We start from the raw sequence: 24835 nt of genomic DNA on the forward strand, positions 1-24835 counted from the left end.
GCGAGGGTTTTGTTTTTAATAGCGTGATGCTGAAGATTCCGACGCCCACGCAGCACGAACTCGAGATGGTGACGCTCGAGGAACTCGTGCCGAAGGACCACCTGCTGCGCCAGATCGATGCGGCGGTGGATTTCGAGTTCATTCGCGAGAAGGTGGCGCACTTGTACTGCGTGGACAACGGGCGGCCAGCGCTGGACCCAGTGGTGATGTTCAAGCTGTTGTTCATCGGCTACCTGTTCGGCGTGCGCAGCGAGCGGCAATTGATGCGCGAGGTGCAGGTCAATGTCGCCTATCGCTGGTTCGCCCGATTTCGGCTGACCGACAAGGTGCCGGATGCCTCGACGTTCTCGCAGAATCGTCGCCGACGCTTCACGGACACGACGGTGTATCAGGAGATATTCGACGAGATCGTGCGGCAGGCGATCAAGCGCGGGCTGGTCGACGGTCGGGTGCTATACACGGACAGTACGCACCTGAAGGCAAGCGCGAACAAGGCCAAGTTTGACACGGTGAAGCTAGAGCAGACGCCTGCGGCGTATACGGAGGCGCTGAATGCGGCGGTGGACGCGGACCGGGCCGCGCACGGCAAGAAGCCGCTGGATCGCGACGACGACGAGCCCCCCCCGAGCAAGGACACCAAGGTCAGCCGGACTGATCCGGACAGCGGCTACATGGTCCGGGACGACAAGCCGAAGGGATTCTTTTATCTGGATCACCGCACGGTGGATGCCAAGCACACGATCATCACCGATACGCATGTGACGCCGGCCTCGGTGCACGACAGCCAGCCGTATCTGGATCGACTGGATCGGCAGCGCAAGCACTTCGAGTTCAAGGTTGAGGCAGTCGGACTGGATGCGGGCTACTTCACGCCGGCGGTGTGCCAGGGGCTGGAGGAACGCGGGATTGCCGGGGTAATGGGCTATCGCACGCCGAACCACAAGCCGGGCATGTTCTACAAACGGCAGTTCAAGTACGACGCGTATCGCAACGAATACGTATGCCCGCAGGGGCAAGCACTGCCGTACAGCACGACCAATCGGGTCGGCTATCGGGAATACAAATCCAATCCACAGATCTGCCGGCACTGCCTGGTGCGCGCGCAGTGCACAAACAGCGCGAATACGGTGAAGGTGGTAACGCGCCATGTCTGGGAGCGTGCCAAGGTGCGAGTGGACGCGCGGCGCCTGACCGAATGGGGTCAACGCATTTACGCTCGGCGCAAGGAGACGGTGGAACGCAGCTTCGCCGATGCCAAGCAACTGCACGGGCATCGCTATGCGCGCATGCGCGGGCTGCGCAAGGTGGCCGAACAGTGCTTGCTGGCCGCGGCGGCACAGAACATCAAGAAGATCGCGATGCTGTTGGCCCGGAGAGGGAAAAAGGGGCCAGCGGGTCCCGATTGGCGCTTCGCACGCATTCTGCTACGTCTCGTGAGCGGTTTGCCTGGCAGATTCGACTGCTCGCTCGCGGCGAGTCTGTCACCCTGATTCCGAAAAAACAAAACCCCACGCTCCGAAAAACGTGGGGTTCGTCAGCAGTCTGAGCCCGCTTGCGCGGGCTTTTTCTTTTCCGGTGCAGCGCCTGCACCTCATGCCGCGCAGGCGTCCGCGTGCCGGTCAGTCGTCGTCGGCCGGATCGAGCCCCGGGAACAGCACCTCGGTGAAACCGAAGCGCGTGAAGTCGGTGATCCGCATCGGATAGAGCTTGCCGATCAGGTGGTCGTATTCATGCTGGACCACGCGCGCGTGGAAGCCTTCGGCGACGCGGTCGATCTTCGCGCCGAACTGGTCGTAACCGCTATAGCGCACCTTCGCGTAGCGGCTGACGACGCCGCGCATGCCCGGCACCGACAGGCAGCCCTCCCAGCCCTCTTCCATGTCCGGCGGCATGTATTCGATCTTCGGGTTGATCAGCACGGTCTCGGGCACGGGCGGTGCGTCCGGATAACGGTTGTTGCTGCCGAAGCCGAAGATGATGATCTGCAGCCCGATGCCGAGCTGCGGCGCGGCGAGCCCCGCACCGTTCGCGTGATGCATCGTCTCGAACATGTCCGCGACGATCTCGTGCAGCTCGGGTGTATCGAACCGCTCGACCGGTTTGGCGACTTCGAGCAGGCGCGGGTCGCCCATCTTCAGGATCTCGCGAATCATGGCGTGTTGCCCTCCAGGAGTTGGTGCAGTCCGTCTTCGTCCAGTACGGGAATGCCGAGTTCCTCGGCCTTCACGAGCTTGCTGCCCGCCTCGGCACCCGCAACCACGTAATCCGTCTTCTTCGATACCGAGCCCGCGACTTTCGCGCCCGCCGCTTCGAGCATCTCTTTCGCGGCGTCGCGCGTGAGCGTAGGCAGCGTGCCCGTCAGCACGACCGTCTTGCCGGCCAGCACACCCTGCGGCGCCTTCGGCGCAGGCGGGCCCTCCGGCCACGTGACCCTGCCGGGCGCGCGCAGTTGCTCGATCACGGTCCGGTTGTGCTCTTCCGCGAAGAACTGGTGAAGCGACTCGGCGACGATCGGCCCGACGTCGTTGACTTCGAGCAGTTCGTCGATCGACGCGTCCATGATCGGTGTCAGCGAACCGAAATGCTTCGCGAGATCCTTCGCGGTCGACTCGCCGACATGCCGGATGCCGAGCCCGTAGATGAAGCGCGCGAGCGTCGTGTGCTTCGCCTTCTCGAGCGAGTCGAGCAGGTTCTGCGCGGACTTGTCGGCGAACCGGTCGAGTTCCGCGAGCGTCGCGAAACCCAGATTGAACAGGTCGGCCGGCGTGCGCACGAGATTCAGTTCGACCAGCTGATCGATGATCTTCTCGCCGAGCCCGTCGATGTCGAGCGCGCGGCGCTGCGCGAAATGCCACAGCGCCTGCTTGCGCTGCGCCGGGCAGAACAGGCCGCCCGTGCAGCGCGCGATCGCCTCGTCGGGCAGCCGCTCGATCTTCGAGCCGCACACCGGGCATTCGGTCGGCATCACGAATTCGGCCGCATCGGCCGGCCGGCGATCGAGCAGCGCGCCGACGACCTCCGGAATCACGTCGCCCGCTCGTCGAACGATCACGGTATCGCCGATCCGGATGTCCTTGCGGCGTACTTCATCCTCGTTGTGCAGCGTCGCGTTGGTCACCGTCGCGCCACCGACGAACACGGGTTCGAGCCGTGCAACGGGCGTGATCGCGCCGGTGCGGCCGACCTGCACGTCGATCGCGACGAGCTTCGTCAGCGCTTCCTGTGCGGGAAACTTGTGCGCGAGCGCAAAGCGTGGCGCACGCGACACGAAGCCGAGACGGTCCTGTTCGTCGCGCCGGTTCACCTTGTAGACGACGCCGTCGATGTCGTACGGCAGCGACTCGCGCTTCTCGCCGATCTTGCGGAAGAAGCCAAGCAGCCCGTCGGCGCCGTGCACGACCGCGCGCTCACGGTTCACCGGCAACCCGAGCGACTCGTACCAGTCGAGCAGCGCGCTGTGCGTATCCGGCATCGGCATGCCGTCGAGCACACCGATCCCGTATGAGAAGAACGACAGCGGACGCTGCGCGGTGATCTTCGGGTCGAGCTGGCGCAGGCTGCCCGCCGCCGCATTGCGCGGGTTCGCGAATTCGCGCTGCTCGGCCGCGCGCTGGCGTTCGTTCAGGCGTGCGAAATCGCGCTTGAACATCAGTACCTCGCCGCGTACGTCGAGCACGGCCGGCACGTGGGCGCCTTTCAGCTTCAGCGGAATCGAGCGGATCGTGCGGACGTTCTCCGTCACGTCCTCGCCCGTCGTGCCGTCGCCGCGCGTCGACGCCTGTACGAATACGCCGCGCTCATAGCGCAACGAGATCGCGAGTCCGTCGAACTTCAACTCGCACGCGTATTCGACGGGGTCGGTCACCGAACCGGCGAGGTCGGTCGTCTTGTCGAGCGCATCGGCGACGCGCTTGTCGAACGCGACGATGTCCTCGTCGGCGAAGCCGTTGTTCAACGACAGCATCGGCGCGTCATGGACGACCGGCGTGAAGCCGTTTGCCACTTCGCCGCCGACGCGTTGCGTCGGCGAATCGGGCGTCACGAGTTCGGGATGATCGGTTTCGAGTTGCTGCAGCTCGCCAAACAGCCGGTCGTATTCGGCGTCGGGCAGATCCGGCTGGTCGAGCACGTAGTAGGCGTGGTTCGCCCGCTCGAGTTGATCGCGCAGCCACGCGGCACGCGCGTCGGGCTGGCTGGCTGGCGGTTCGGCTTGGGTTCGGGCCATGCTGGCGGCAGATTCGTTCTGAAAAATCGGATGTTCGATTATCTCAGTTTGACGCCGCGACGGCGACACGCAATGCGTGCCACACGGCCCCTCGCAGCGCACGCGGGCGGCGTGTGTGCGGCACTGCGGCGACGGGCGGCGGCACCGGATGCCGCCGCCCGCAACACGCGTTACTGGCTGAAGAGGCGGCGCGTGACCGGCGAACCGGCCGGGATGCCGGCTTCCTCGAGCTTCGCGTACAGCTTCATCAACTGCTGATCGATCGCGACCAGCGTCGATTCCGGCAGCGGCCGGCGCGAATCGTCGACGACGCGCGCGCCGATCCGCTCGGACAGCGACTTCGCGTAATCGCACATCAGCCGGAACGGCAGGATGTCCTCTTCCGCGACCGGCACGTCGAGCACCAGCGTGATCATGTTGCCGCCCTTGTACGTGAGGTCGTCGCGCAAGAAGTTCGTGTCGCCGAACTGCAGCATGAACACGGGGTTCTGCTTCGCGTCGAGTTTCACGAAGCGCGTGCCGTCGCGCGACAGCAGCAGCCCGTCCTGCGAGGCAACAGCCTGCACGTAGTTCGCCGACCACGGTGCGCCGTCCGACATCACGTTGATCGACAGCTGCGCATCGCACTGCGCGGCAAAGCCGTCGAGCTCGCGCGCCATCGCGACCGTCTCCATCATGTCCGGGAATTCCGGCGCGCCGTCGATTGCATCGGCGAACTGCTGGACACCCGTCACGAATTCGGAGAATTCAAGCTCGTTGAGCGCGCCGCTGCGATTCGCGAGCTGTGCGGCCGCGCGCAGCTCTTCATAGCGCACGCCGTTCTGCAGCAGCTCCCACTGGCCGCCTTCCGGCTTGCCTTCGATATGCACGGGCTTGCTGCCCGCCCGGCGCAGCCGCTGGGCGGCCGGCAGGATCTTGTCGCCCGGCAGCGATCCGCCAAGGCGGATCGGCACGATGCAGTCGATCCGGCGGTCGACGATCGCGGGAGGCGCCGACGAGATCGTCGTCGCAGCCGGCAGCACGGGTTCGGCCGGCTCGTTCGATGCCGCGGGCGCCGGTGCTTCGGACGCGGCGGCTGCCGGTTCTGCGTGAACGGCCTGTTCGGTCGATGCAGCCGATTCGGTCGACTCCGGCGACGGGTCGGTGCCGGTCGCCTCGGCCTGCAGGTCGGCCGGCGTGTCCGCCGGCGCTACGCCGCCGAACGTCGGCTCGACGCGCGCGGCGTCGGTCGACGCACTCGCGGCCGCCGCCGGCGCCGGTGCAGCCGGTTCACGCCGCGTGGGCTGGCGCACCGGCTCGATGAACGGCCGCTCATCGTCGCGCTCGGGGCGATTCATCGCCTCGGCCGCTTCTTCCGGCATCGGGCGCGGCATCTTGCGCCGCACCTTCGCGCCCTGCCACGCGTTGTAGACCACGACGCCGCCCACCACGACGGCGCCCGCGCCGATCAAACCGAGTGTCAACTCGTCCATGCACGCTCCATCAGCAATTCTTTTTCGTCGGAACCGCGAACGGGCGCCCATGCGCCGCGCGAACGCGATCCGGTTTCGTCAAACGTCAATTCTGCGCAAAACCCGCGGCGGTTTCCATGTCCACCGCGACGATCCGCGACACACCCTGCTCCTGCATCGTCACGCCGATCAGCTGCTGCGCCATCTCCATCGCGATCTTGTTGTGCGAGATGAAAAGGAACTGCGTCTTGTCGGACATTGCGCGCACGAGATTCGCGAAACGCTCGGTGTTCGCGTCGTCGAGCGGCGCATCGACCTCGTCGAGCAGACAGAACGGCGCCGGGTTCAGCTGGAACATCGCGAACACCAGCGCGGTGGCGGTCAGCGCCTTCTCGCCGCCCGACAGCAGGTGGATGGTCGCGTTCTTCTTGCCCGGCGGCTGCGCCATCACCTGCACGCCGGCATCCAGGATTTCGTCGCCCGTCATGATCAGCTTCGCCTGGCCGCCGCCGAACAGGCGCGGGAACAGGTCGCTGAAGTGACGGTTGACCTCGTCGAAGGTGCCCTGCAGCAACGTGCGGGTTTCCTGGTCGATCTTGTGGATCGCGTCCTCGAGCGTCGTGATCGCGTCGGTCAGGTCGGCCGACTGCGCGTCGAGGAACACCTTGCGCTCGCTGGCGGCCTTCAGCTCGTCGAGCGCGGCCATGTTCACCGGGCCAAGCGCATTGATCGCGTTGTTCAGGCGCGTGACTTCGCCCTGCAGGTACGATGGCTTGAGATCCGGCGTCAGCTTGTCGCGCAGCGCTTCCTCGTCGACCTCGGCCGCCGTGAGCTGCTCGGCGAACTGCTCGACGGACAGGCGCGCGGCCTGCTCCTTCAGTTGCAGCTCGGTGATGCGATCGCGCAGCGGCTGCAGCGAACGTTCGGCCACGAGACGCTGCTCGTCCGATGCGCGCAGCTTCGCGGTCAGGTCGTCGAGTTCGATCCGCGCGGCCTGCAGCGCTTCTTCCTTGACCGCGCGAATTTCGAGCGCGTCCTGCAGGCCCGTATGCGCGGTCTGCTCGTTGATCGTTTCGAGTTCGGCACGCGCGTCTTCCAGCGAGGCGGCGACGCGTTCGCTCTGCTCGTGCGCGACCTGGATGCTGCGCTTGAGCTCGTCGATCCGCGTGACGGCGTTGCGCGCGGCGAAGCGCGCGTCGTTCGCGCCGCGCTCGAGGTCGCGGGCTTCCTGGCGTGCCTGCGTCAGCGATTCGTCGAGTGCTTCGAACGCGAGCTGGTTGTCTTCGAAACGCGCCTGCAACTCGGCAAGCTCGCCGTCGAAGCGCTCGAAGTTCGCTTCCGACTCCGCGCGCAGCGCACGCTGCTCGTCGACCTGCGCGCCGATTTCCTCGAGTTCCTCGCGGATCTGCGTGCTGCGCTGCGTGTAGCGTTCATGTGCCTGCGCGAGCTTCAGCACGTCCATCTGCAGCGCGTGCACGCGCTGCGTCGCGCGTTCGGCCTGGGCGCGCACGTCGCCCAGCGCCTGGGTGGCCTGCGTGTGCGCGGCTTCCGCCCGCACGGCGGCCGTGCGCGCCTCGTCGGCAAGGAGCGCCTGTGCGCGCACCTGGCGCGTCAGGTTTTCGATTTCCTGCTGGCGGGCCAGCATCCCGGCCTGCTCCGAATCGGCTGCGTACAGCTGCACGCCGACCCGCGTGACGATGTGGCCGGCCTTGACGACGAATGCGCCGCCCGCCGGCAGTTGCGCGCGCGCCGCGAGCGCCTGCGCGACGTCGTCGGCGACGTACACGTTGCCGAGCCAGTCGTTCAGCACCGCGCGGATGCCCGCGTCGTCGATGCGCAGCAGCGACAGCACCGGGCGCAGCCCGGCTGCCGCGGCAGGCGGTTCGCCGGCCGCGGGCGGCGCATAGAACGCGAGCTTCGCGGGCGGCGCGTCGGTCGCGAACGCCTTCACCCAGTCGAGATTCGACACTTCGAGCGCAGCGAGACGCTCGCGCAATACCGCCTCGAGCGCCGCTTCCCAGCCCGGTTCGACGTGCAGCTTCTTCCACAGGCGCGGCAGCGCGCCGAGTTCGTGCTTGTCGAGCCACGGCTGGATCTTGCCTTCGGTCTGCACGTTCTCCTGCAGCTGCTTCAGCGCGGCGAGCCGCGCCTCGAGCTGGTGGATCTGCGCGCTTTCGGCCTGCACGCGCTCTTGCGCGGCGCGGCGTTCGCCGTCGAGGCGCGGCACCGTTTCCTGCGCGTCGGCAAGCCGCGCCTGCGCTTCGGCGAGGATCTCTTCCTGTTCGGCGAGCTGCATGCGCAACTCTTCGAGCTGCGCCTCGTCCGGCGCGTCGAGCCCGCCCGCCTCGGACTTCAGGCGCTCGTGGCGCTGCTGAAGCTGCTGGAGCTGCTGGTCGGCGTTGCGCTGGTGCGCGGCTTCGAGCTTCAGCGACTGTTCGGTCTGCGCGATCCGCGTGCGCTCGTCGTTGAGCTGTGCCTGCGCGTCGCGCCACTTCGCTTCGAGGGCCGGCAGCGCGTCGTGCTTCGCCGCCGCGTTGTCTTCGGCGAGCGCGGCCTTCTCGTCGGCCATCGCGCGCGCCTCTTCGGCTTCCTCGAGTTCGTCCTGCGCCTTCCCGGCCTGCGCGCGCCATTGCTCGCGCTGCGCGTTCAGTGCGGCGATCTGCGCCTGCACGCGGTTGCGCGATTCGACGATGAACTTGATCTCGGCCTCGAGGCGGCTCACTTCGGCGTTCGCCTCGTAGAGCGCGCCCTGCGCGCCCTGCATCGCGTCGCTCGCCGAGTAATGCGCGACCCGCAGCGTCTCGAGCTGCGACTCGACCTCGCGCAGCCTGGCCGTCTGCGCCTCGAGGTCGATCTGCGCCTGCTCGATCGCCCGCTGCTGCTTCTGCTGCTCGCCCGCGGCCTCGTTCTTGCGCAGCAGCCACAACAGGCGCTGCTTCTCTTCGCCGTCGGCGACGAGTTCCTTGTACCTGGTCGCGACGACGGCCTGCGCCTCGAGCTTCTCGAGGTTCGCGCCGAGCTCGCGGACGATGTCCTCAACGCGCGTCAGGTTCTCGCGCGTGTCGTGCAGACGGTTCTCGGTCTCGCGGCGGCGCTCCTTGTACTTCGACACGCCCGCGGCTTCCTCGAGGAACACGCGCAGCTCTTCCGGCTTCGCCTCGATGATCCGCGCGATCATCCCCTGCCCGATGATCGCGTACGCGCGCGGGCCGAGACCGGTGCCGAGGAAGATGTCCTGGATGTCGCGGCGGCGCGCCGGCAGGTTGTTGATGTAGTAGCTCGACGTGCCGTCGCGCGTCAGCACGCGCTTCACGGCGATCTCGCCGTACTGGCCCCACTGTCCGGCCGCGCGGCCGTCGGAGTTGTCGAAGATCAGTTCGACGCTTGCCCGGCTGCCGGGCTTGCGGGCGGTCGAGCCGTTGAAGATCACGTCCTGCATCGACTCGCCGCGCAGCTCGGACGCGCGCGACTCGCCGAGCACCCAGCGCACGGCATCGATGATGTTGGACTTGCCGCACCCGTTCGGGCCCACCACGCCGACAAGCTGGCCCGGAACCTGGAAATGCGTGGGATCGACAAAGGATTTGAAGCCAGCGAGTTTGATCGAGCTCAGACGCACGGCGGTATCGGATGTGAAGAAGGTGTGAAACGGACGGGGCCGCGATGCGCGGGGCCGAACGGCCCGTGTGCGCGACGCGCCCCGGAATTCAAAAGCGGGGCCGCGCGCATCCAGCGTTGGGCCCCGCAAACGGCTTCCATCATACCATCGCGCGCGCGCCGTCCCGCCCGTCGCCGGGTTTGCCCGGTGCCGGCGTGGCACGATGGACCCGGCTCGACAGCAGCGTCGCGAGCACGATGCACGCGCCGCCCGCCCACTCGCGCGCGGTCGGCAGTTCGTTCGCGAACACCCACGCCGACAGCGCGGTGATCACGATCTCGAACAGCATGATGATCGACGCGCGGTTCGCCGGCACGCGCGCGAGCCCGTATTGCACGAGCAGGTTGTTCACCGCGATCGTCACGCCGATCGCGACGATGATCAGCGCCGCGGTGCCGAACGGGCCGCCCGCCGGCGCGGCCGGCAAGCCCTCGAACAGCGACGCGATCGCGCCGAACACCGCCGCGCCGCCGAACAGCGTCGCGGTGCGCATTTCCGCGCGCATCTCCGGCAGCTCGCGGCTCGCCTTGATCACGAGCACGTTGCTCATCGCGAAACTCAGTCCGGCCGCGAGCCCCGCCCACTCGGCCGGGTTGGCCGGCAGCGGCACGCCGAGCTTCGGCGACCACAGCATCAGCATCGCGCCGCCGATCGACAGCGCCGCCAGCCCCGCGCCGGCCCAGGTCAGCCGCTCGCGCAACAGGAAATGCGCGTAGATCGCGGTCCACGCCGGGGTCAGGTAGAACAGCAGCATCACGCGCAGCACTTCGCCGTGGATCGTGCCCCACACGAAGCCGAGGTTCGTCACGCCGGCCGTGATCGCGATGCCCGGCAGCACCCAGTGCCAGCGCAGCGTCGAAATCGTGCCGTGGCGCACCACGACCACGAACAGGAACGCGACGGCGCTCGTCAGCGCGCTCGCGAGCGTGCCGGTGAGGCCGAGCGACGCGAGGATCCGCAGCGGATACCAGATCAGGCCCCATACCGAGGCGCCGATCAGGATGGCCAGCGTCGGCAGGCTGCCGCGTACCGGGTTGTTCATTTGGTTCAATACCCTTTATTCGACCGGCCCGGCCGCCGTTCCGGCGGGCCGTGACCGCATTGCGCCACGCTATAATCGTCCGTTGCGAACCGCGCGCCGTCGGCGCCCGTTCGCAGCCGCGCGGCCCCTGAGCCGCCCCCTTTCGCCCCAACCAGGCCGCGATGGCCGCTTCGCCCGTGAACCCTCGACTCGACTCGCTCCAGCCCTATCCCTTCGAAAAGCTGCGCGCCCTGTTCAAGGACGTGACGCCCGGTGCCGGTACGCCGTCCGCCAGCCTGAAACCAATCAGCTTCGGCATCGGCGAGCCCAAGCACCCGACCCCGGCGCTGATCCGCGACGCCGTGGTCGCGGCCCTCGACGGCCTCGCGTCGTACCCGGCCACCGCCGGCTCGGACGCGCTGCGCACGTCGATCGCGCACTGGCTCGAACGCCGCTACGGGCTGCCGGCGATCGATCCGGCGACGCAGGTGCTGCCGGTGTCCGGGTCGCGCGAGGCACTGTTCTCGCTCGCGCAGACGGTCATCGACGCACGCCCGACCGAGGACGGCAAGAAGGCGATCGTACTCTGTCCGAATCCTTTCTATCAAATTTACGAAGGCGCGGCGCTGCTGGCCGGTGCCGAACCCTATTTCGCGAACAGCGACCCGGCGCGCAACTTCGCGTGCGACTACGCGGCCGTCCCCGACGAAGTCTGGGCGCGCACGCAGTTGCTGTACGTGTGCTCGCCGGGCAACCCGACGGGCGCCGTGCTGACGCTCGACGACTGGCGCGAGCTGTTCGCGCTGTCCGACCGTCACGGCTTCGTGATCGCGTCCGACGAGTGCTACTCGGAAATCTATTTCGACGAAGCGGCGCCGCCGCTCGGCGGCCTCGAGGCCGCGCACCGCCTCGGCCGCGGCTTCGAACGCCTCGTGATGCTGTCGAGCCTGTCGAAGCGCTCGAACGTGCCGGGCATGCGCTCGGGCTTCGTCGCCGGCGACGCCGCGCTGCTGAAGAAATTCCTGCTGTACCGCACGTACCACGGCGCCGCGCTGTCGCCGGTCTGGCAGCATGCGAGCATCGCCGCGTGGAACGACGAAGCGCACGTGCGCGAGAACCGCGCGCTGTACGTGCAGAAGTTCAATACCGTCACGCCGATGCTGGCCGACGTGATCGACGTGAAACTGCCCGACGCCGCGTTCTACCTGTGGGCCAACGTCGCGCGCACCGGCCTGTCGGACACCGAGTTCGCCCGCCGCCTGTACGCCGACTATAATGTGACGGTTCTGCCCGGCTCGTACCTGGCGCGCGATGCGCACGGCACGAATCCGGGCCGCGATTTCATCCGGATCGCGCTCGTCGCGGGCACCCCCGAATGCGTCGAGGGCGCGCAACGCATCGTCGATTTCTGCCGGGCTCTCGCGCAGTAAGACGTCCATACCGATCAATTCCATTCCTCTCCTGCGAAAACGAACATGTCGCAACAACTTCAGCAAATCATCGATACCGCCTGGGAAAACCGCGCCGAGCTGTCGCCGAAGGCCGCGCCCGCCGAAGTCCGCGAAGCCGTCGCTCACGCGATCGAGCAGCTCGACAAGGGCGCGCTGCGCGTCGCCGAGAAAATCGACGGCAACTGGACCGTGCACCAGTGGCTGAAGAAGGCCGTGCTGCTGTCGTTCCGCCTGGAGGACAACGCACCGATGCCCGCCGGCGGCTACTCGCAGTTCTACGACAAGGTGCCGTCGAAGTTCGCGAACTACACGGCCGAAGACTTCGCCGCAGGCGGCTTCCGCGTCGTGCCGCCGGCCATCGCGCGCCGCGGCTCGTTCATCGCGAAGAACGTCGTGCTGATGCCGTCGTACACGAACATCGGCGCATACGTCGACGAAGGCACGATGGTCGATACGTGGGCAACGGTCGGTTCGTGCGCACAGATCGGCAAGAACGTGCACCTGTCGGGCGGCGTCGGCATCGGCGGCGTGCTCGAGCCGCTGCAGGCGAACCCCGTCATCATCGAAGACAACTGCTTCATCGGTGCGCGCTCGGAAGTCGTCGAAGGCGTGATCGTCGAAGAAAACTCGGTGATCTCGATGGGCGTGTACCTCGGCCAGAGCACGAAGATCTACGATCGCGAAACGGGCGAAGTCAGCTACGGCCGCATCCCGGCCGGCTCGGTCGTCGTCGCCGGCAACCTGCCGTCGAAGGACGGCTCGCACAGCCTGTACTGCGCGGTGATCGTGAAGAAGGTCGACGCGAAGACCCGCGCGAAGGTCGGCCTGAACGAGCTGCTGCGAGGCGACTGATGGCCAAGCCGCGTACCGTGGTCGTCTACGGCATTCCGAACTGCGACACCGTGAAGAAGGCCCGCGTGTGGCTCGACGATCACGGCGTCGAATTCGAGTTCCACGACTTCAAGAAGCTCGGCGTCAGCGCACCGCTCGTCGAGGACTGGCTGAAGGACGTGTCGCTCGACGCGCTCGTGAACAAGCGCGGTACCACGTGGCGCGGCCTGGACGACGCCATGAAGGCCGCCGCAGAAACGAAGTCCGGCGCGGTCGCGCTGATGATCCACAAGCCGTCGGTCATCAAGCGCCCGGTGCTCGTCGTCAACGGCCGCGTGAAATCGCTCGGCTTCGTGGCCGATCAGTACGCAGCGCTGTTCGCCGCCTAGGGCCGCGCGCTGCGCCCGCGGGCGCAGCCCGACGTCTCATCGCTGCCGGCCACCGCGCCGGCATTTTTTATCCAAAGTGGTCCGAACCATGTCCGCCACCCTAGCCCTTACCGAACAGCTGATCGCCCGCGCATCCGTCACGCCCGACGACCAGCATTGCCAGCAGATCATGACCGAACGCCTCGCCGCGCTCGGCTTCGAATGCGAGACCATCGCGTCGCACGGCGTGACCAACCTGTGGGCCGTCAAGCGCGGCGCCGACGGTCGCGACGGCAAGCTGCTCGCGTTCGCGGGCCACACCGACGTCGTGCCGACCGGCCCGCTCGAACAGTGGACCTCGCCGCCGTTCATCCCGGCCCATCGCGACGGCAAGCTGTACGGCCGCGGCGCGGCCGACATGAAGACGTCGCTCGCCGCATTCGTCGTCGCGTCGGAGGAATTCGTCGCGGCCCACCCCGGCCACCGCGGCGCGATCGCCTTCCTGATCACGAGCGACGAGGAAGGCCCGGCCACCGACGGCACCGTGAAGGTCGTCGAGCTGCTGGAAGCGCGCGGCGAACGGCTCGACTACTGCATCGTCGGCGAGCCGACGTCGACCACCGAACTCGGCGACGTCGTCAAGAACGGCCGCCGCGGCTCGATGTCGGGCGAACTGATCGTCAAGGGCGTGCAAGGCCACATCGCATACCCGCATCTCGCGAAGAACCCGATCCACCTGCTCGCGCCGGCGCTCGCCGAGCTCGCCGCCGAACAGTGGGACGAAGGCAACGAATACTTCCCACCGACCACGTGGCAGGTGTCGAACCTGCACGCCGGCACCGGCGCGACCAACGTGATCCCCGGCCACGCGGACCTGATGTTCAACTTCCGCTTTTCGACGGCGAGCACCGTCGAGGGCCTGCAGGCACGCGTGCACGCGATCCTGGACAAGCACGGCCTCGAATACACGCTGAAGTGGTCGGTGAGCGGCCTGCCGTTCCTCACGCCGCGCGGCGACCTGTCGAACGCGCTGGAGAACGCGATTCGCGCCGAGACCGGCATCACGACCGAACTGTCGACGACGGGCGGCACGTCCGACGGACGCTTCATCGCGCGCATCTGCCCGCAGGTGATCGAGTTCGGGCCGCCGAACGGCAGCATCCACAAGATCGACGAGCACATCGACCTGCGCTTCGTCGACCCGCTGAAGAACGTGTACCGCCGCGTGCTCGAACAACTGATCGCCTGATGGAGCCTCGCATGACGACACCTTTTGCAACCGTTCGCGACCTGCTGCGCTATGCAGTCACGCGCTTCTCGAAGGCGAAGCTCTCGTTCGGCCATGGCTCGGACAACGCGTACGACGAAGCCGCCTACCTCGTGCTGCATACGCTCGACCTGCCGCTCGACACGCTCGAACCGTTCCTCGATGCGCGCCTGCTGCCCGACGAGATCGCCGCGGTGCTCGCGGTGATCGAGCGGCGCGCGACGGAACGCGTGCCGGCCGCGTATCTCACGCATGAAGCGTGGATGCACGGCCATCGCTTCTACGTCGACGAGCGCGTGATCGTGCCGCGCTCGTTCATCGGCGAACTGCTCGACGACGGGCTGCAGCCGTACGTCGCCGACCCCGAGCAGGTCGGCGCGGTGCTCGAGCTGTGCACCGGCTCGGGCTGCCTCGCGATCCTCGCGGCCAGCGCGTTCCCGAACGCCGAGATCGACGCGGTCGACCTGTCCGACAAGGCCCTCGAAGTCGCCGAAATCAACGTGCGCGACTATGGCCTCGACGACCGCATCGCGCTGCATCGCGGCGACCTGTACGCGCCGCTGCCCGCGTTTCGCGCCGAACCCGATACGCGCTACGACGTGATCCTGACGAATCCGCCGTACGTGAACGCAACGTCGATGGCGGCACTGCCGCCCGAATACCGGCACGAGCCGGAGATGGCGCTCGCCGGCGGCGACGACGGAATGGACATCGTGCGCCGGATCATCGCCGAAGCGCACAAGTGGCTGCACGACGACGGCGTGCTCGTCGTCGAGATCGGCAACGAGCGCGAGAATGTCGAAGCCGCGTTCGGCGGCCTCGATCTCACGTGGCTGCCCACCAGCGCCGGCGACGACAGCGTATTCCTGATCCAGGCGTCGGATCTGCCGCGCAAGGCCTGACGGCCCCCCGGGACCGAACCGTGCGGTACGGCATACCGCTGCATCGCACGGTTCGGTAAGATGCGCGTAAGCGGCCGCCGCGCCGCACGACTTCAGGAGTCCGTCACGCGCTTATGACCCTCGACTGGCTACACCTCGGCACCCTGATCCTGGCCATCCATGCGCTGGGGATCATCGCGGCATGTCACGCGATCATGAACACCCGCACGTCGCAAGGCGCGATCGCGTGGGCCGTGTCGCTCGCGGCGATGCCGTACCTGACACTCATCCCCTACCTGTTCCTCGGCCGCAGCAAGTTCTCCGGCTACGTCGACGCACGACGCCACGAGATGGAAGCGTTGCGCACGCACACACCGCGCACGCCGTGGCTCGAGGCCGACGCGGCCGACGGGCCGACCGCCGATGCGATCGGCCGGGCCGCCGTGCTCGCGCTCACCCGGCTCGGCGGCATGCCGTTCGTCGGCGGCAATGCGGTGCGCACGCTCGTCAACGGCGATGCCACGTTCTCCGCGATCCTGTCGGCGATCGACGAGGCGCGCGACTACGTGGTGGTCCAGTTCTTCATCGTGCGCGACGACGCGCTCGGCCAGATGCTGCGCGACGCGCTGCTCGCCCGCGCCGCGGCCGGCGTGCGCTGCTACCTGCTGTACGACAGCATCGGCAGCTTCGACCTGCCGCACAGCTACGTCGACACGCTGCGCCGCGGCGGCGTCGAGGTCCACCCGTTCGCCACCCATCGCAAGTTCGTCAACCGCTTCCAGCTCAACTTCCGCAACCATCGCAAGATCGTCGTCGTCGACGGCAACCGCGCGTTCGTCGGCGGGCACAACGTCGGCGTCGAATATCTCGGCGCGAACCGGCGCCTGTCGCCATGGCGCGACACTCACATCGAGATACGCGGCCCGGTCGTCGCCAGCATTCAGTACGTGTTCGCCGAAGACTGGCACTGGGCGACACAGACGCTGCCGCCGCTCGCCGCACCGCCGGCGACGCTGCCCGACGACGCGATGCACTGCCTCGCGGTGCCGATGGGGCCCGCCGACAAGCAGGAAACCGGATCGCTGTTCTTCGTCGAGGCGATCAACGCGGCGCGCGAACGGGTCTGGATCACGACGCCGTACCTCGTGCCCGACGAAGCGGTGATCGCCGCGCTGAAGCTCGCGGTGATGCGCGGCGTCGACGTACGCATCCTGATCCCGAGCCGGCGCGACCACTACGTCGTGTTCGAGGCGTCGAAGCTCTACGCGCGCGATCTCGTCGATGCCGGGGTGAAGGTGTTCCGCTACCGGCCCGGCTTCCTGCACCAGAAAGTGGTGCTGATCGATCGCGTGGCGGCCGCAATCGGCAGCGCGAACCTCGACAATCGCTCGTTCCGGCTCAATTTCGAGATCATGGTGCTGACCGTGGACCGCACCTTCGCCGGCGAGGTCGAGGCAATGCTCGATACCGACTTCGCGCAGGCCTACGAGGTCGATGCGAGCGAGTATCGGACATCGCCGGCGTGGCGGCGCATCGCGATGCACGTCGCGCGCCTGTTCGCGCCGATCCTGTAGCGAGTAACGAGTGCACGAACGCCGCCGCCGGCGACAAGCACGACGGTACGGCGACGCGCTCCCGGCGTTCCCTGCCCTGCTCGCCCCGCGGCGACACGCAGCCCGGCCGGCCCGCCCGCCGCCTCATGCGGTTACAGCAGCTTGTCGATATCCGCGGCGATTTCCTCGGGCTTCGTCGACGGCGCGTAGCGTTTGACGATGCGCCCGTCGCGGTCGACCAGGAATTTCGTGAAATTCCACTTGATCGCCTTCAGGCCCAGAATGCCCGGCGCTTCGCCGGTCAGATAGCGATACAGCGGATGCGCGTGATCGCCCTTCACGTCGATCTTCGCGAACATCGGAAACGTGACGCCGTAATTGCGCTCGCAGAACGCGCCGATCTGCGTGGCGTCGCCCGGCTCCTGCTTGCCGAACTGGTTGCACGGAAAGCCGAGCACGAAGAAGCCGCGGGCTGCGTACTGGTCGTACAGCTTCTGCAGCCCCGCGTACTGCGGCGTGAAACCGCACTCGCTCGCGGTGTTGACGATCAGCAGCACCTTGCCGCGGTACGCATCGAGCGAGGCCGGCTGGCCGGCAAGCGTCTCTGCGCTGAACGAATACAGGGTGGACATCGGGCACTCCTTTTACGAAACCGGATCGACGTGGAGTCTAGGCGAAATCGCGCCGTTGCGGCATCCGCCGAACGGCCGATGCCCGGGGCGAGTCACGCGCAGTCTAGAATAGCGGTTTTGGCCAGTCATTCACGCCGTGATCCGTTTCAATCAGTTCAGCCTTGCGCGCGGCACCAAGCCGCTGTTCGAGTCGGCCTCGTTCGTCCTCAATCCCGGCGAGAAAGCCGGCCTGATCGGCGCGAACGGCGCCGGCAAATCGACGCTGTTCTCGGTCCTGCGCGGCGAGCTGCATTCCGACGCCGGCGATTTCTCGATGCCGCCGTCGTGGCGGATCGCCCATGTGTCGCAGGAAACGCCCGCCGTCGACCGCTCCGCGCTCGACTACACGCTCGACGGCGACACCGCGCTGCGCGAGATCGAAGCGCGCATCGCCGCCGCATCGGCCGCGCATGACGGCGCAGCCGAAGCTGACGCGCACGCGGCTTTCGCCGACGCCGACGGCTATACCGCGCCCGCGCGCGCCGAGGCGCTGCTGCTCGGCCTCGGCTTCACCCTCGCGCAGACGCGCGAATCCGTGGCCAGCTTCTCCGGCGGCTGGCGCATGCGCCTGAACCTCGCGCAGGCGCTGATGTGCCGTTCCGACCTGCTGCTGCTCGACGAACCGACCAACCACCTCGACCTCGACGCAATCGTCTGGCTCGAAGACTGGCTGCACCGTTACGCCGGCACGCTCGTCGTGATTTCGCACGACCGCGAATTCCTCGATTCGATCTGCAACGTCACGCTGCACCTGGAAAATCGTCAGGTGAAGCGCTACGGCGGCAATTACTCGCAGTTCGAAGTGCTGCGCGCGCAGCAGCTGGCGCTGCAGCAAAGCGCATACGAAAAGCAGCAAAAGACGATCGAGCACCTGCAAAGCTTCGTCGACCGCTTCAAGGCCAAGGCGACCAAGGCCAAGCAGGCGCAAAGCCGGATGAAGGCGCTCGAAAAAATGGAGCTGATCGCGCCCGCGCACATCGCGTCGCCGTTCACGTTCGAATTCCGCACGCCCGATGCCGCGCCGAACCCGATGATGGTGATGGAGGATGTCCGCTGCGGCTACCATGCCGACGACGGCGCGGACATCCCGATCGTCGAACGCGTGGCGCTGTCGATCCAGAACGGCCAGCGCATCGGGCTGCTCGGCGCCAACGGCCAGGGCAAGTCGACGCTGATCAAGACGCTGGCCGGCACGCTCGCGCCGCTGTCGGGCCACGTGCGCGACGGCAAGGGGCTGACGATCGGCTATTTCGCGCAGCACCAGCTCGAAACGCTGCGCGAGGACGATTCGCCGCTCGCGCATCTGGCGCGGCTTGCGCCGGACACGCGCGAGCAGGAACTGCGCGACTTCCTCGGCGGCTTCAATTTCTCGGGCGACATGGCGACGAGCCCCGTCGGCCCGTTCTCCGGCGGCGAGAAGGCACGGCTCGCGCTGGCGCTGATCATCTGGCAGAAGCCGAACCTGCTGCTGCTCGACGAACCGACGAACCACCTCGATCTCGAAACGCGTCACGCGCTGACGATGGCGCTCGCGCAGTTCGAAGGCACGCTGATCCTGGTATCGCACGACCGCCACCTGCTGCGCGCGACGACCGACCAGTTCATGCTCGTCGCGAAACACCGGCTGCAACCGTTCGACGGCGACCTCGACGACTACCGCGACTGGCTGCTGCAGCACGCGGCCGAACAGCGCGCGGCCGCCAAGGCCGATAGCGCGGCGGCGGCGGGCGCGGATCCGGGCGTCAACCGCAAGGATCAGAAACGTCAGGCGGCCGAAGAGCGCCAGCGGCTGTCGCAACTGAAGAGGCCGCTGCAGAACCGCATCACGAAGCTCGAGAAGGAAATGGAAACGCTGCACGCGGAGAAGGCGCGCCTCGACGCGTTCGTCGCCGATCCGGCGAGCTACGAGGCCGCGCGCAAGACCGAACTGACCGAAGCGATCCGCAAGCTCGGGGAAGTCAACGCACGGCTCGAAACCGTCGAGGCGGACTGGCTCGCGTTGCAGGAAGAACTCGAGCAGATCGGCTGAGGCCGGACACGGCCCGGCGGCCACTCGCCGGGGCCGCCGCCGGCAGCACCGCGCAAGCGGCATTTCAGCGAGCGACGAGCCGGCTCCGGGCCCGTAAACGACAAAGCCGGGCACCCTGGCCCGGCCGCTTGGTCGGCATTTCGCCGTGCTCTGCCCGCTCAACGCCGCGGCAACGTATCGCGCGGCATCTGCTCGTCGTCGCCCATCAGGTGACGCCGCCCTTCGGTCGGCCGGCGAATCGCCGCGGCGACTTCCGCTTCCGTCACGTCCTCGGAGACGACGCGGCGCGCGAGGCGCCCTTCGTCATCGATCCATTCGACGATCCGGCATCCTCCGCCCCACGGGTGGACGATCGGCTCCGACACGCGGCAGCCGCGCAGGTTGTAAAGGCGTCCGCTCGGCGCTTCCCCATACTGTTTCAACATAGGTTCCCTTCGCATTGCGCGGTTCGACAATCCGGCAAAGGATAGGGAAAAGCAATGTCCGGCGGGTTACAGAAGCCTACATATTCTTTACACAGAATTACGCGACAGATCACCGCGGGCCGGTGTGCGATGGCGCCGGCCACGTGCGCTCATTCGAGATCGCGCACGCTGTCGATCGCCTGTTCGAGCCGCTCGACGGCCATCACCTTCAGCCCTTCGATCGCCTGCTTCGGCGCATTCGCCTTCGGAATCAGCGCAATCGTGAAGCCGAGCTTCGCGGCCTCGCGCAAGCGCTCCTGCCCGCGCGGGGATGGCCGGATTTCACCGGCCAGCCCGACTTCGCCGAACACGATCAACCCCTTCGGCAGCGCCTTGTTGCGCATCGACGAGTGGATCGCGAGCAGCACCGCGAGGTCGGCGGCCGGCTCCGTGATCTTCACGCCGCCGACCGCGTTGAGAAACACGTCCTGGTCGAAGCACGCGATGCCCGCATGACGGTGCAGCACCGCGAGCAGCATCGCGAGCCGGTTCTGCTCGAGGCCGACCGCGAGCCGGCGCGGATTCGGCACGTGGGCCGTGTCGACGAGCGCCTGGACCTCGACCAGCAGCGGCCGCGTGCCTTCCTGCGTGACGAGCACGCACGAGCCCGGCACGACTTGCTCATGCTGCGACAGGAAAAGCGCGGAAGGATTCGCGACGCCGCGCAGCCCACGCTCGGTCATCGCGAACACGCCGAGTTCGTTGACCGCGCCGAAGCGGTTCTTGAACGCGCGCACGAGCCGGAACGACGAATGGGTGTCGCCCTCGAAGTACAGCACCGTGTCGACGATGTGCTCGAGCACGCGCGGACCGGCAAGGTTGCCCTCCTTCGTCACGTGCCCGACCATGATGATCGCGGTGCCGGACTGCTTCGCGATGCGCGTGAGCTGCGCCGCGCATTCGCGCACCTGCGCGACCGAACCGGGCGCCGACGTCAGCGCCTCCGAATAGACGGTCTGGATCGAGTCGATGACGGCGACGTCCGGCCGTTCGGCATCGATCGCCGCCTGGATCTTCTCGAGCTGGATCTCGGCGAGCAGCTTCAGCTCGGCCGCCGGCGCGCCGCCGTCGAGCAGCGCGAGCCGTTGCGCGCGCAACGCGATCTGCGCGGCCGATTCCTCGCCACTGATATAGAGTGCGCGCCGCTCGCTCGCGATGTCCGCGAGCGACTGCAGCAGCAGCGTCGACTTGCCGATGCCCGGATCGCCGCCGATCAGCACGACGCCGCCCGGCACCAGCCCGCCGCCGAGCACGCGGTCGAATTCGCCGATCCCCGTCGTGAAACGCGGCACGTCGGCCGCCTCGATGTCGACCAGACGCTGCACGGGCGCGCGCTTCGCGAGCGACTGGAAGCGATGGGCCGCCGGCGACTCGGCAACCGATTCGACGAGCGTGTTCCAGGCCTGGCACGACGGGCATTGCCCCTGCCACTTCGGTGTTTGTCCGCCGCACTCGCTGCAGACGTAGACGGTTTTCTGTTTGGCCACGCGCGACGCCCTTATTCCGCGCGCACCGGTACGCGGGCGGCGACCGCGCACATCAGTTCATAGCCGATGGTCCCGCAATGGCGCGCGACGTCGTCGATCGGCAGCGCGTTGCCCCACAGCTCGACCCGCGCACCGACGCCGGCCTGCGGGCACGGCGTCAGGTCGACGGTAATCATGTCCATCGACACGCGACCGACGATCCGCGTACGGATGCCGTCGACGATCACGGGCGTGCCTTCGGGCGCAACGCGCGGATAGCCGTCCGCATAGCCGCACGCGACGACGCCGATGCGCATTTGCGCTTGCGCGGAGAACGTCGAGCCATAGCCGATCGCCTGGCCCTTCGCGATCGTCTGCACCGCAATCAGCTCGGACGTCAGCGTCATCGTGGGCTTCAGCCCGGTATCGGCGATATCGGCCGACAGCCCCGACGGCGATGCGCCGTACAGCATGATCCCCGGGCGCACCCAGTCGAAGTGCGTATCCGGGTGCCACAGCACGGCCGCCGAATTCGCAAGGCTGCGCGCACCGGCAATGCTTTGCGCGCCGCGCTCGAACGTCGCGAGCTGCGCGGCGACGCCGCGCTCGGTATCGGCATCCGAAAAATGGGTCATCAACGTGATCTGGCCGATGCCGGGACACGCGCGCGCGCGTTCCCACGCGGCACGGTATTTTTCCGGCACGTAGCCGAGCCGGTTCATCCCGCTGTTCATCTTGAGCTGCACGTTGACGGGCTTCGACAGCCGCGCCGTCTCCAGCATCCGCATCTGCTCGTCGTTGTGAACGGTCGTCGTGAGGCTGTAGCGGTCGATCACGTCGATGTCGGTCGAACGGAAGAACCCTTCGAGCAGCAAAACCGGACCGGCCCAGCCGAGCTCGCGCAGCTTCACGGCCTCGTCGAGGTCGAGCAGGCCGAAGCCGTCGGTGCCGCGCAAGCCGGGAAACGCGCGTGCGAGACCGTGGCCGTACGCGTTGGCCTTGACGACCGCCCAGACCTTGGACGGGCCGGCAAATCGGCGGACGACGGAGAGATTGTTCGCGAGAGCGGCGGTATGGATGGTGGCGGAGATCGGGCGCGGCATGGGAAATTTACGTAAAGACGCTTGCGAATCATCAGCTTACCGCGCCTTTTGAGCACCGAAGCCGACAATTTGCGGAACGATCGGGGAATCTTGCTAGTCCGAATTGCCGTATTTTCGTGTTATAAAGCCGTGCGCACAACCCATTTCGAACGGAATAAGCCGATCGCATACCAGGCGGCCTACGCGGCCCTGCCGCAGCGACGAAAGCATCGCATCAGATGAAAAAAGGTTTTTACACCATCATGGCCGCGCAGTTTTTCTCGTCGTTGGCCGACAATGCGCTCCTCATCGCCGCCATCGCCCTGCTGAAAGACTTACACGCCCCCAACTGGATGACACCGCTGCTCAAGCTGTTCTTCGTGTTGTCCTATGTGGTGCTGGCGGCGTATGTCGGTGCGTTCGCCGATTCCCGCCCGAAGGGCCGCGTGATGTTCATCACCAACACGATCAAGGTGGTCGGCTGCATGATCATGCTGTTCGGCGCCCACCCGCTGATCGCGTACGGCATCGTCGGGTTCGGCGCCGCGGCCTACTCGCCCGCGAAATACGGCATTCTGACCGAACTGCTGCCGGCCGACCGGCTCGTCGCCGCGAACGGCTGGATCGAAGGCACGACCGTCAGCTCGATCATTCTCGGCACCGTGCTCGGCGGCGCGCTGATCAGCCCGCACATCGCGTCGCACGTGATCGCGCACACTCCCGCCTGGATCGGCACGCCCGCCGAAGCGGCGATGGCGATCATCATGGCGATCTACGTGATCGCCGCGATCTTCAACCTGCGGATTCCCGACACCGGCGCGCGCTACCCGAAACAGGAGCGCGGCCCGGTCAAGCTCCTCACCGATTTCGCCGACTGTTTCATGGTGCTCTGGCGCGACAAGCTCGGCCAGATCTCGCTCGCCGTCACCACGCTGTTCTGGGGCGCGGGCGCGACGCTGCAGTTCATCGTGCTGAAGTGGGCCGAAGTGTCGCTCAACATGTCGCTGTCCGAAGGCGCGATCCTGCAGGCCGTGGTGGCGGTCGGCGTCGCGGGCGGCGCGATCGCGGCCGCTGCGCGCATCCCGCTGAAGAAGTCGCTCACCGTGCTGCCCGTCGGCATCATCATGGGCATCGCCGTCATGCTGATGGCGTTCTATACGCGCAACCTGTTCCCGTCGCACTGGGCGCTGCACTTCGGCCACCTGCGGCTGCCGGTTTACCTGATGGTCGCGTACCTGTTCCTGATCGCCGTCGGCGCGCTGTCCGGCTATTTCGTGGTTCCGATGAATGCGCTGCTGCAGCATCGCGGCCACGTGCTGCTGTCGGCCGGCCACTCGATCGCGGTTCAAAACTTCAACGAGAACCTGTCGGTGCTCGTGATGCTGTGCCTGTACGCGGTGCTGGTCTGGCTCGACGTGCCGGTCGGCGTCGTGATCGTGCTGTTCGGCACGTTCGTGTGCCTGACGATGTGGCTCGTGATGCGCCGCCACCAGGCGAACCAGCGTCAGTTCGATTCGGTCGCGCTGATCGGCGAATCGCGGCACTGACGCTACACTTCCCGTTTCCGTCCGTCGACGCCGGTCTTCGAACCGGCGCCTTGCCATCATGACGCACCCGATACCCAACGTCCTGACGATCGCCGGCTCCGACTCGGGTGGCGGCGCAGGCATCCAGGCCGACCTGAAGACGTTTTCCGCGCTCGGCGCGTACGGCGCGAGCGTGATCACCGCGCTGACCGCGCAGAACACGCGCGGCGTGACCGGCGTCCACGCGCCGGACGCGTCGTTCGTCACCGCGCAGCTCGACGCCGTGTTCGACGACATCCGCATCGACGCGGTCAAGATCGGCATGCTCGCGAACGCGGCGATCGTGCACGCGGTCGCCGACGCGCTGCGGCGTCATGCACCGCGCTTCGTCGTGCTCGATACGGTGATGATCTCGAAGAGTTCGCATGCGCTGCTCGCGCCCGACGCGGTCGACGCGCTGCGCGACGTCCTGCTGCCGCTCGCAACCGTCGTCACGCCGAACCTGCCCGAAGCGGCCGCGCTGCTCGGCGACGCACCCGCGACGACCGAAGACGACATGGTGCGGCAAGGCTGCGCACTGCTGAAGACCGGCGCACGCGCCGTACTGATGAAAGGCGGCCACCTGCCCGATGCGGCCGCGAGCCCCGACTGGCTCGTCGATGCGGCGCATGACGTCCGGCTCGACGGCACACGCGTGCCCGTCAGCAATACGCACGGCACGGGCTGCACGCTGTCGTCGGCAATCGCGGCGCTGCTGCCGCAACAACCCGATCTCGTCAGCGCGGTACGCGAAGCGAAGGCCTATCTGACCGGCGCGATCGCCGCGAGCGGCCGGCTCGACGTCGGCCACGGCGTCGGCCCCGTCCATCACTTTCATCGCTGGTGGTAAGC

The 24835-nt window shown here is 67.2% G+C and carries 19 protein-coding genes; 10 read left to right on the plus strand and 9 right to left on the minus strand.

The genetic code is table 11. The features are described 5' to 3' along the window. Positions 1 to 26 precede the first annotated feature (26 nt). Positions 27 to 1490, plus strand: coding sequence for an IS1182 family transposase (locus tag DCN14_RS25170; RefSeq protein WP_096507328.1), 1464 nt, complete (start codon positions 27 to 29; stop codon positions 1488 to 1490). Positions 1491 to 1619: 129 nt separating this feature from the next. On the opposite strand, the gene def is transcribed toward DCN14_RS25170, so the two are convergent. The 5 genes from def to DCN14_RS25195 all read right to left on the minus strand — a co-directional run bounded on the left by def (position 1620) and on the right by DCN14_RS25195 (position 10376). Continuing rightward, positions 1620 to 2153, minus strand: a complete 534-nt coding sequence (gene def, locus DCN14_RS25175; protein ID WP_096507327.1) for a peptide deformylase — start codon at positions 2151 to 2153, stop codon at positions 1620 to 1622. After that, positions 2150 to 4225 carry an NAD-dependent DNA ligase LigA gene (ligA, locus tag DCN14_RS25180; protein ID WP_096507326.1) on the minus strand — a complete coding sequence of 692 codons (2076 nt, stop codon included), beginning with the start codon at positions 4223 to 4225 and terminating at the stop codon, positions 2150 to 2152. Before ligA ends, def begins: the two co-directional genes overlap by 4 nt. 170 nt (positions 4226 to 4395) lie before the next feature. Next, a complete protein-coding gene (locus DCN14_RS25185) occupies positions 4396 to 5697 on the minus strand; it encodes a cell division protein ZipA C-terminal FtsZ-binding domain-containing protein (RefSeq protein WP_096507325.1) in 1302 nt (433 codons plus the stop codon). Between the two features lie 85 nt (positions 5698 to 5782). Beyond that, positions 5783 to 9295, minus strand: a complete 3513-nt coding sequence (gene smc, locus DCN14_RS25190; RefSeq protein ID WP_096507324.1) for a chromosome segregation protein SMC — start codon at positions 9293 to 9295, stop codon at positions 5783 to 5785. Between the two features lie 139 nt (positions 9296 to 9434). After that, positions 9435 to 10376, minus strand: a complete 942-nt coding sequence (locus DCN14_RS25195; protein ID WP_096507323.1) for a DMT family transporter — start codon at positions 10374 to 10376, stop codon at positions 9435 to 9437. 161 nt (positions 10377 to 10537) lie between these two features. Between DCN14_RS25195 and dapC the strand changes: the two genes are divergently transcribed. The 6 genes from dapC (at position 10538) to cls (ending at position 16727) form a co-directional block, all read left to right on the plus strand. After that, positions 10538 to 11785, plus strand: a complete 1248-nt coding sequence (gene dapC, locus DCN14_RS25200) for a succinyldiaminopimelate transaminase (RefSeq protein WP_096507322.1) — start codon at positions 10538 to 10540, stop codon at positions 11783 to 11785. A gap of 45 nt (positions 11786 to 11830) precedes the next feature. Beyond that, positions 11831 to 12658 carry a 2,3,4,5-tetrahydropyridine-2,6-dicarboxylate N-succinyltransferase gene (dapD, locus tag DCN14_RS25205; RefSeq protein ID WP_009695700.1) on the plus strand — a complete coding sequence of 276 codons (828 nt, stop codon included), beginning with the start codon at positions 11831 to 11833 and terminating at the stop codon, positions 12656 to 12658. Beyond that, positions 12658 to 13026, plus strand: a complete 369-nt coding sequence (locus DCN14_RS25210; protein ID WP_044847939.1) for an ArsC family reductase — start codon at positions 12658 to 12660, stop codon at positions 13024 to 13026. Before dapD ends, DCN14_RS25210 begins: the two co-directional genes overlap by 1 nt. Positions 13027 to 13114: 88 nt before the next feature. Further along, positions 13115 to 14254: a succinyl-diaminopimelate desuccinylase gene (gene dapE, locus DCN14_RS25215; RefSeq protein WP_096507321.1), complete on the plus strand. Its 1140-nt coding sequence runs from the start codon at positions 13115 to 13117 to the stop codon at positions 14252 to 14254. An 11-nt stretch (positions 14255 to 14265) separates the two neighbouring features. Then, positions 14266 to 15174, plus strand: coding sequence for a 50S ribosomal protein L3 N(5)-glutamine methyltransferase (gene prmB, locus DCN14_RS25220; protein ID WP_096507320.1), 909 nt, complete (start codon positions 14266 to 14268; stop codon positions 15172 to 15174). Between the two features lie 113 nt (positions 15175 to 15287). After that, the gene (gene cls / locus DCN14_RS25225; protein WP_096507319.1) at positions 15288 to 16727 is read left to right on the plus strand and encodes a cardiolipin synthase; all 1440 of its coding nucleotides are present in this window, start codon (positions 15288 to 15290) and stop codon (positions 16725 to 16727) included. A 131-nt stretch (positions 16728 to 16858) separates the two neighbouring features. On the opposite strand, the gene DCN14_RS25230 is transcribed toward cls, so the two are convergent. Continuing rightward, positions 16859 to 17338: a glutathione peroxidase gene (locus tag DCN14_RS25230; protein ID WP_096507318.1), complete on the minus strand. Its 480-nt coding sequence runs from the start codon at positions 17336 to 17338 to the stop codon at positions 16859 to 16861. Positions 17339 to 17474: 136 nt separating this feature from the next. On the opposite strand from DCN14_RS25230, the gene DCN14_RS25235 reads away from it, so the two are divergent. Next, the gene (locus DCN14_RS25235) at positions 17475 to 19406 is read left to right on the plus strand and encodes an ATP-binding cassette domain-containing protein (protein ID WP_096507317.1); all 1932 of its coding nucleotides are present in this window, start codon (positions 17475 to 17477) and stop codon (positions 19404 to 19406) included. A gap of 158 nt (positions 19407 to 19564) precedes the next feature. Here DCN14_RS25235 and DCN14_RS25240 read toward each other — a convergent pair whose 3' ends face one another. From DCN14_RS25240 to alr, 3 genes are all read right to left on the minus strand, one after another. Beyond that, positions 19565 to 19831 (minus strand): DUF2866 domain-containing protein, encoded by a 267-nt coding sequence (locus tag DCN14_RS25240; protein WP_096507316.1) that lies wholly within the window; start codon positions 19829 to 19831, stop codon positions 19565 to 19567. A 149-nt stretch (positions 19832 to 19980) separates the two neighbouring features. Continuing rightward, the gene (radA, locus tag DCN14_RS25245) at positions 19981 to 21357 is read right to left on the minus strand and encodes a DNA repair protein RadA (protein WP_096507315.1); all 1377 of its coding nucleotides are present in this window, start codon (positions 21355 to 21357) and stop codon (positions 19981 to 19983) included. Positions 21358 to 21368: 11 nt separating this feature from the next. Further along, on the minus strand, positions 21369 to 22439 hold the full coding sequence (gene alr / locus DCN14_RS25250; protein WP_096507314.1) for an alanine racemase: 1071 nt from the start codon (positions 22437 to 22439) through the stop codon (positions 21369 to 21371). A gap of 218 nt (positions 22440 to 22657) precedes the next feature. Between alr and lplT the strand changes: the two genes are divergently transcribed. Together lplT and thiD are read left to right on the plus strand one after the other, a co-directional pair. Further along, a complete protein-coding gene (gene lplT, locus DCN14_RS25255) occupies positions 22658 to 23965 on the plus strand; it encodes a lysophospholipid transporter LplT (RefSeq protein ID WP_096507313.1) in 1308 nt (435 codons plus the stop codon). Between the two features lie 58 nt (positions 23966 to 24023). Continuing rightward, positions 24024 to 24833: a bifunctional hydroxymethylpyrimidine kinase/phosphomethylpyrimidine kinase gene (gene thiD, locus DCN14_RS25260; protein ID WP_096507312.1), complete on the plus strand. Its 810-nt coding sequence runs from the start codon at positions 24024 to 24026 to the stop codon at positions 24831 to 24833. Positions 24834 to 24835: the final 2 nt, after the last annotated feature.

This window comes from Burkholderia sp. IDO3 (assembly GCF_003366075.1).
In the GTDB taxonomy this organism is placed as follows: domain Bacteria; phylum Pseudomonadota; class Gammaproteobacteria; order Burkholderiales; family Burkholderiaceae; genus Burkholderia; species Burkholderia anthina.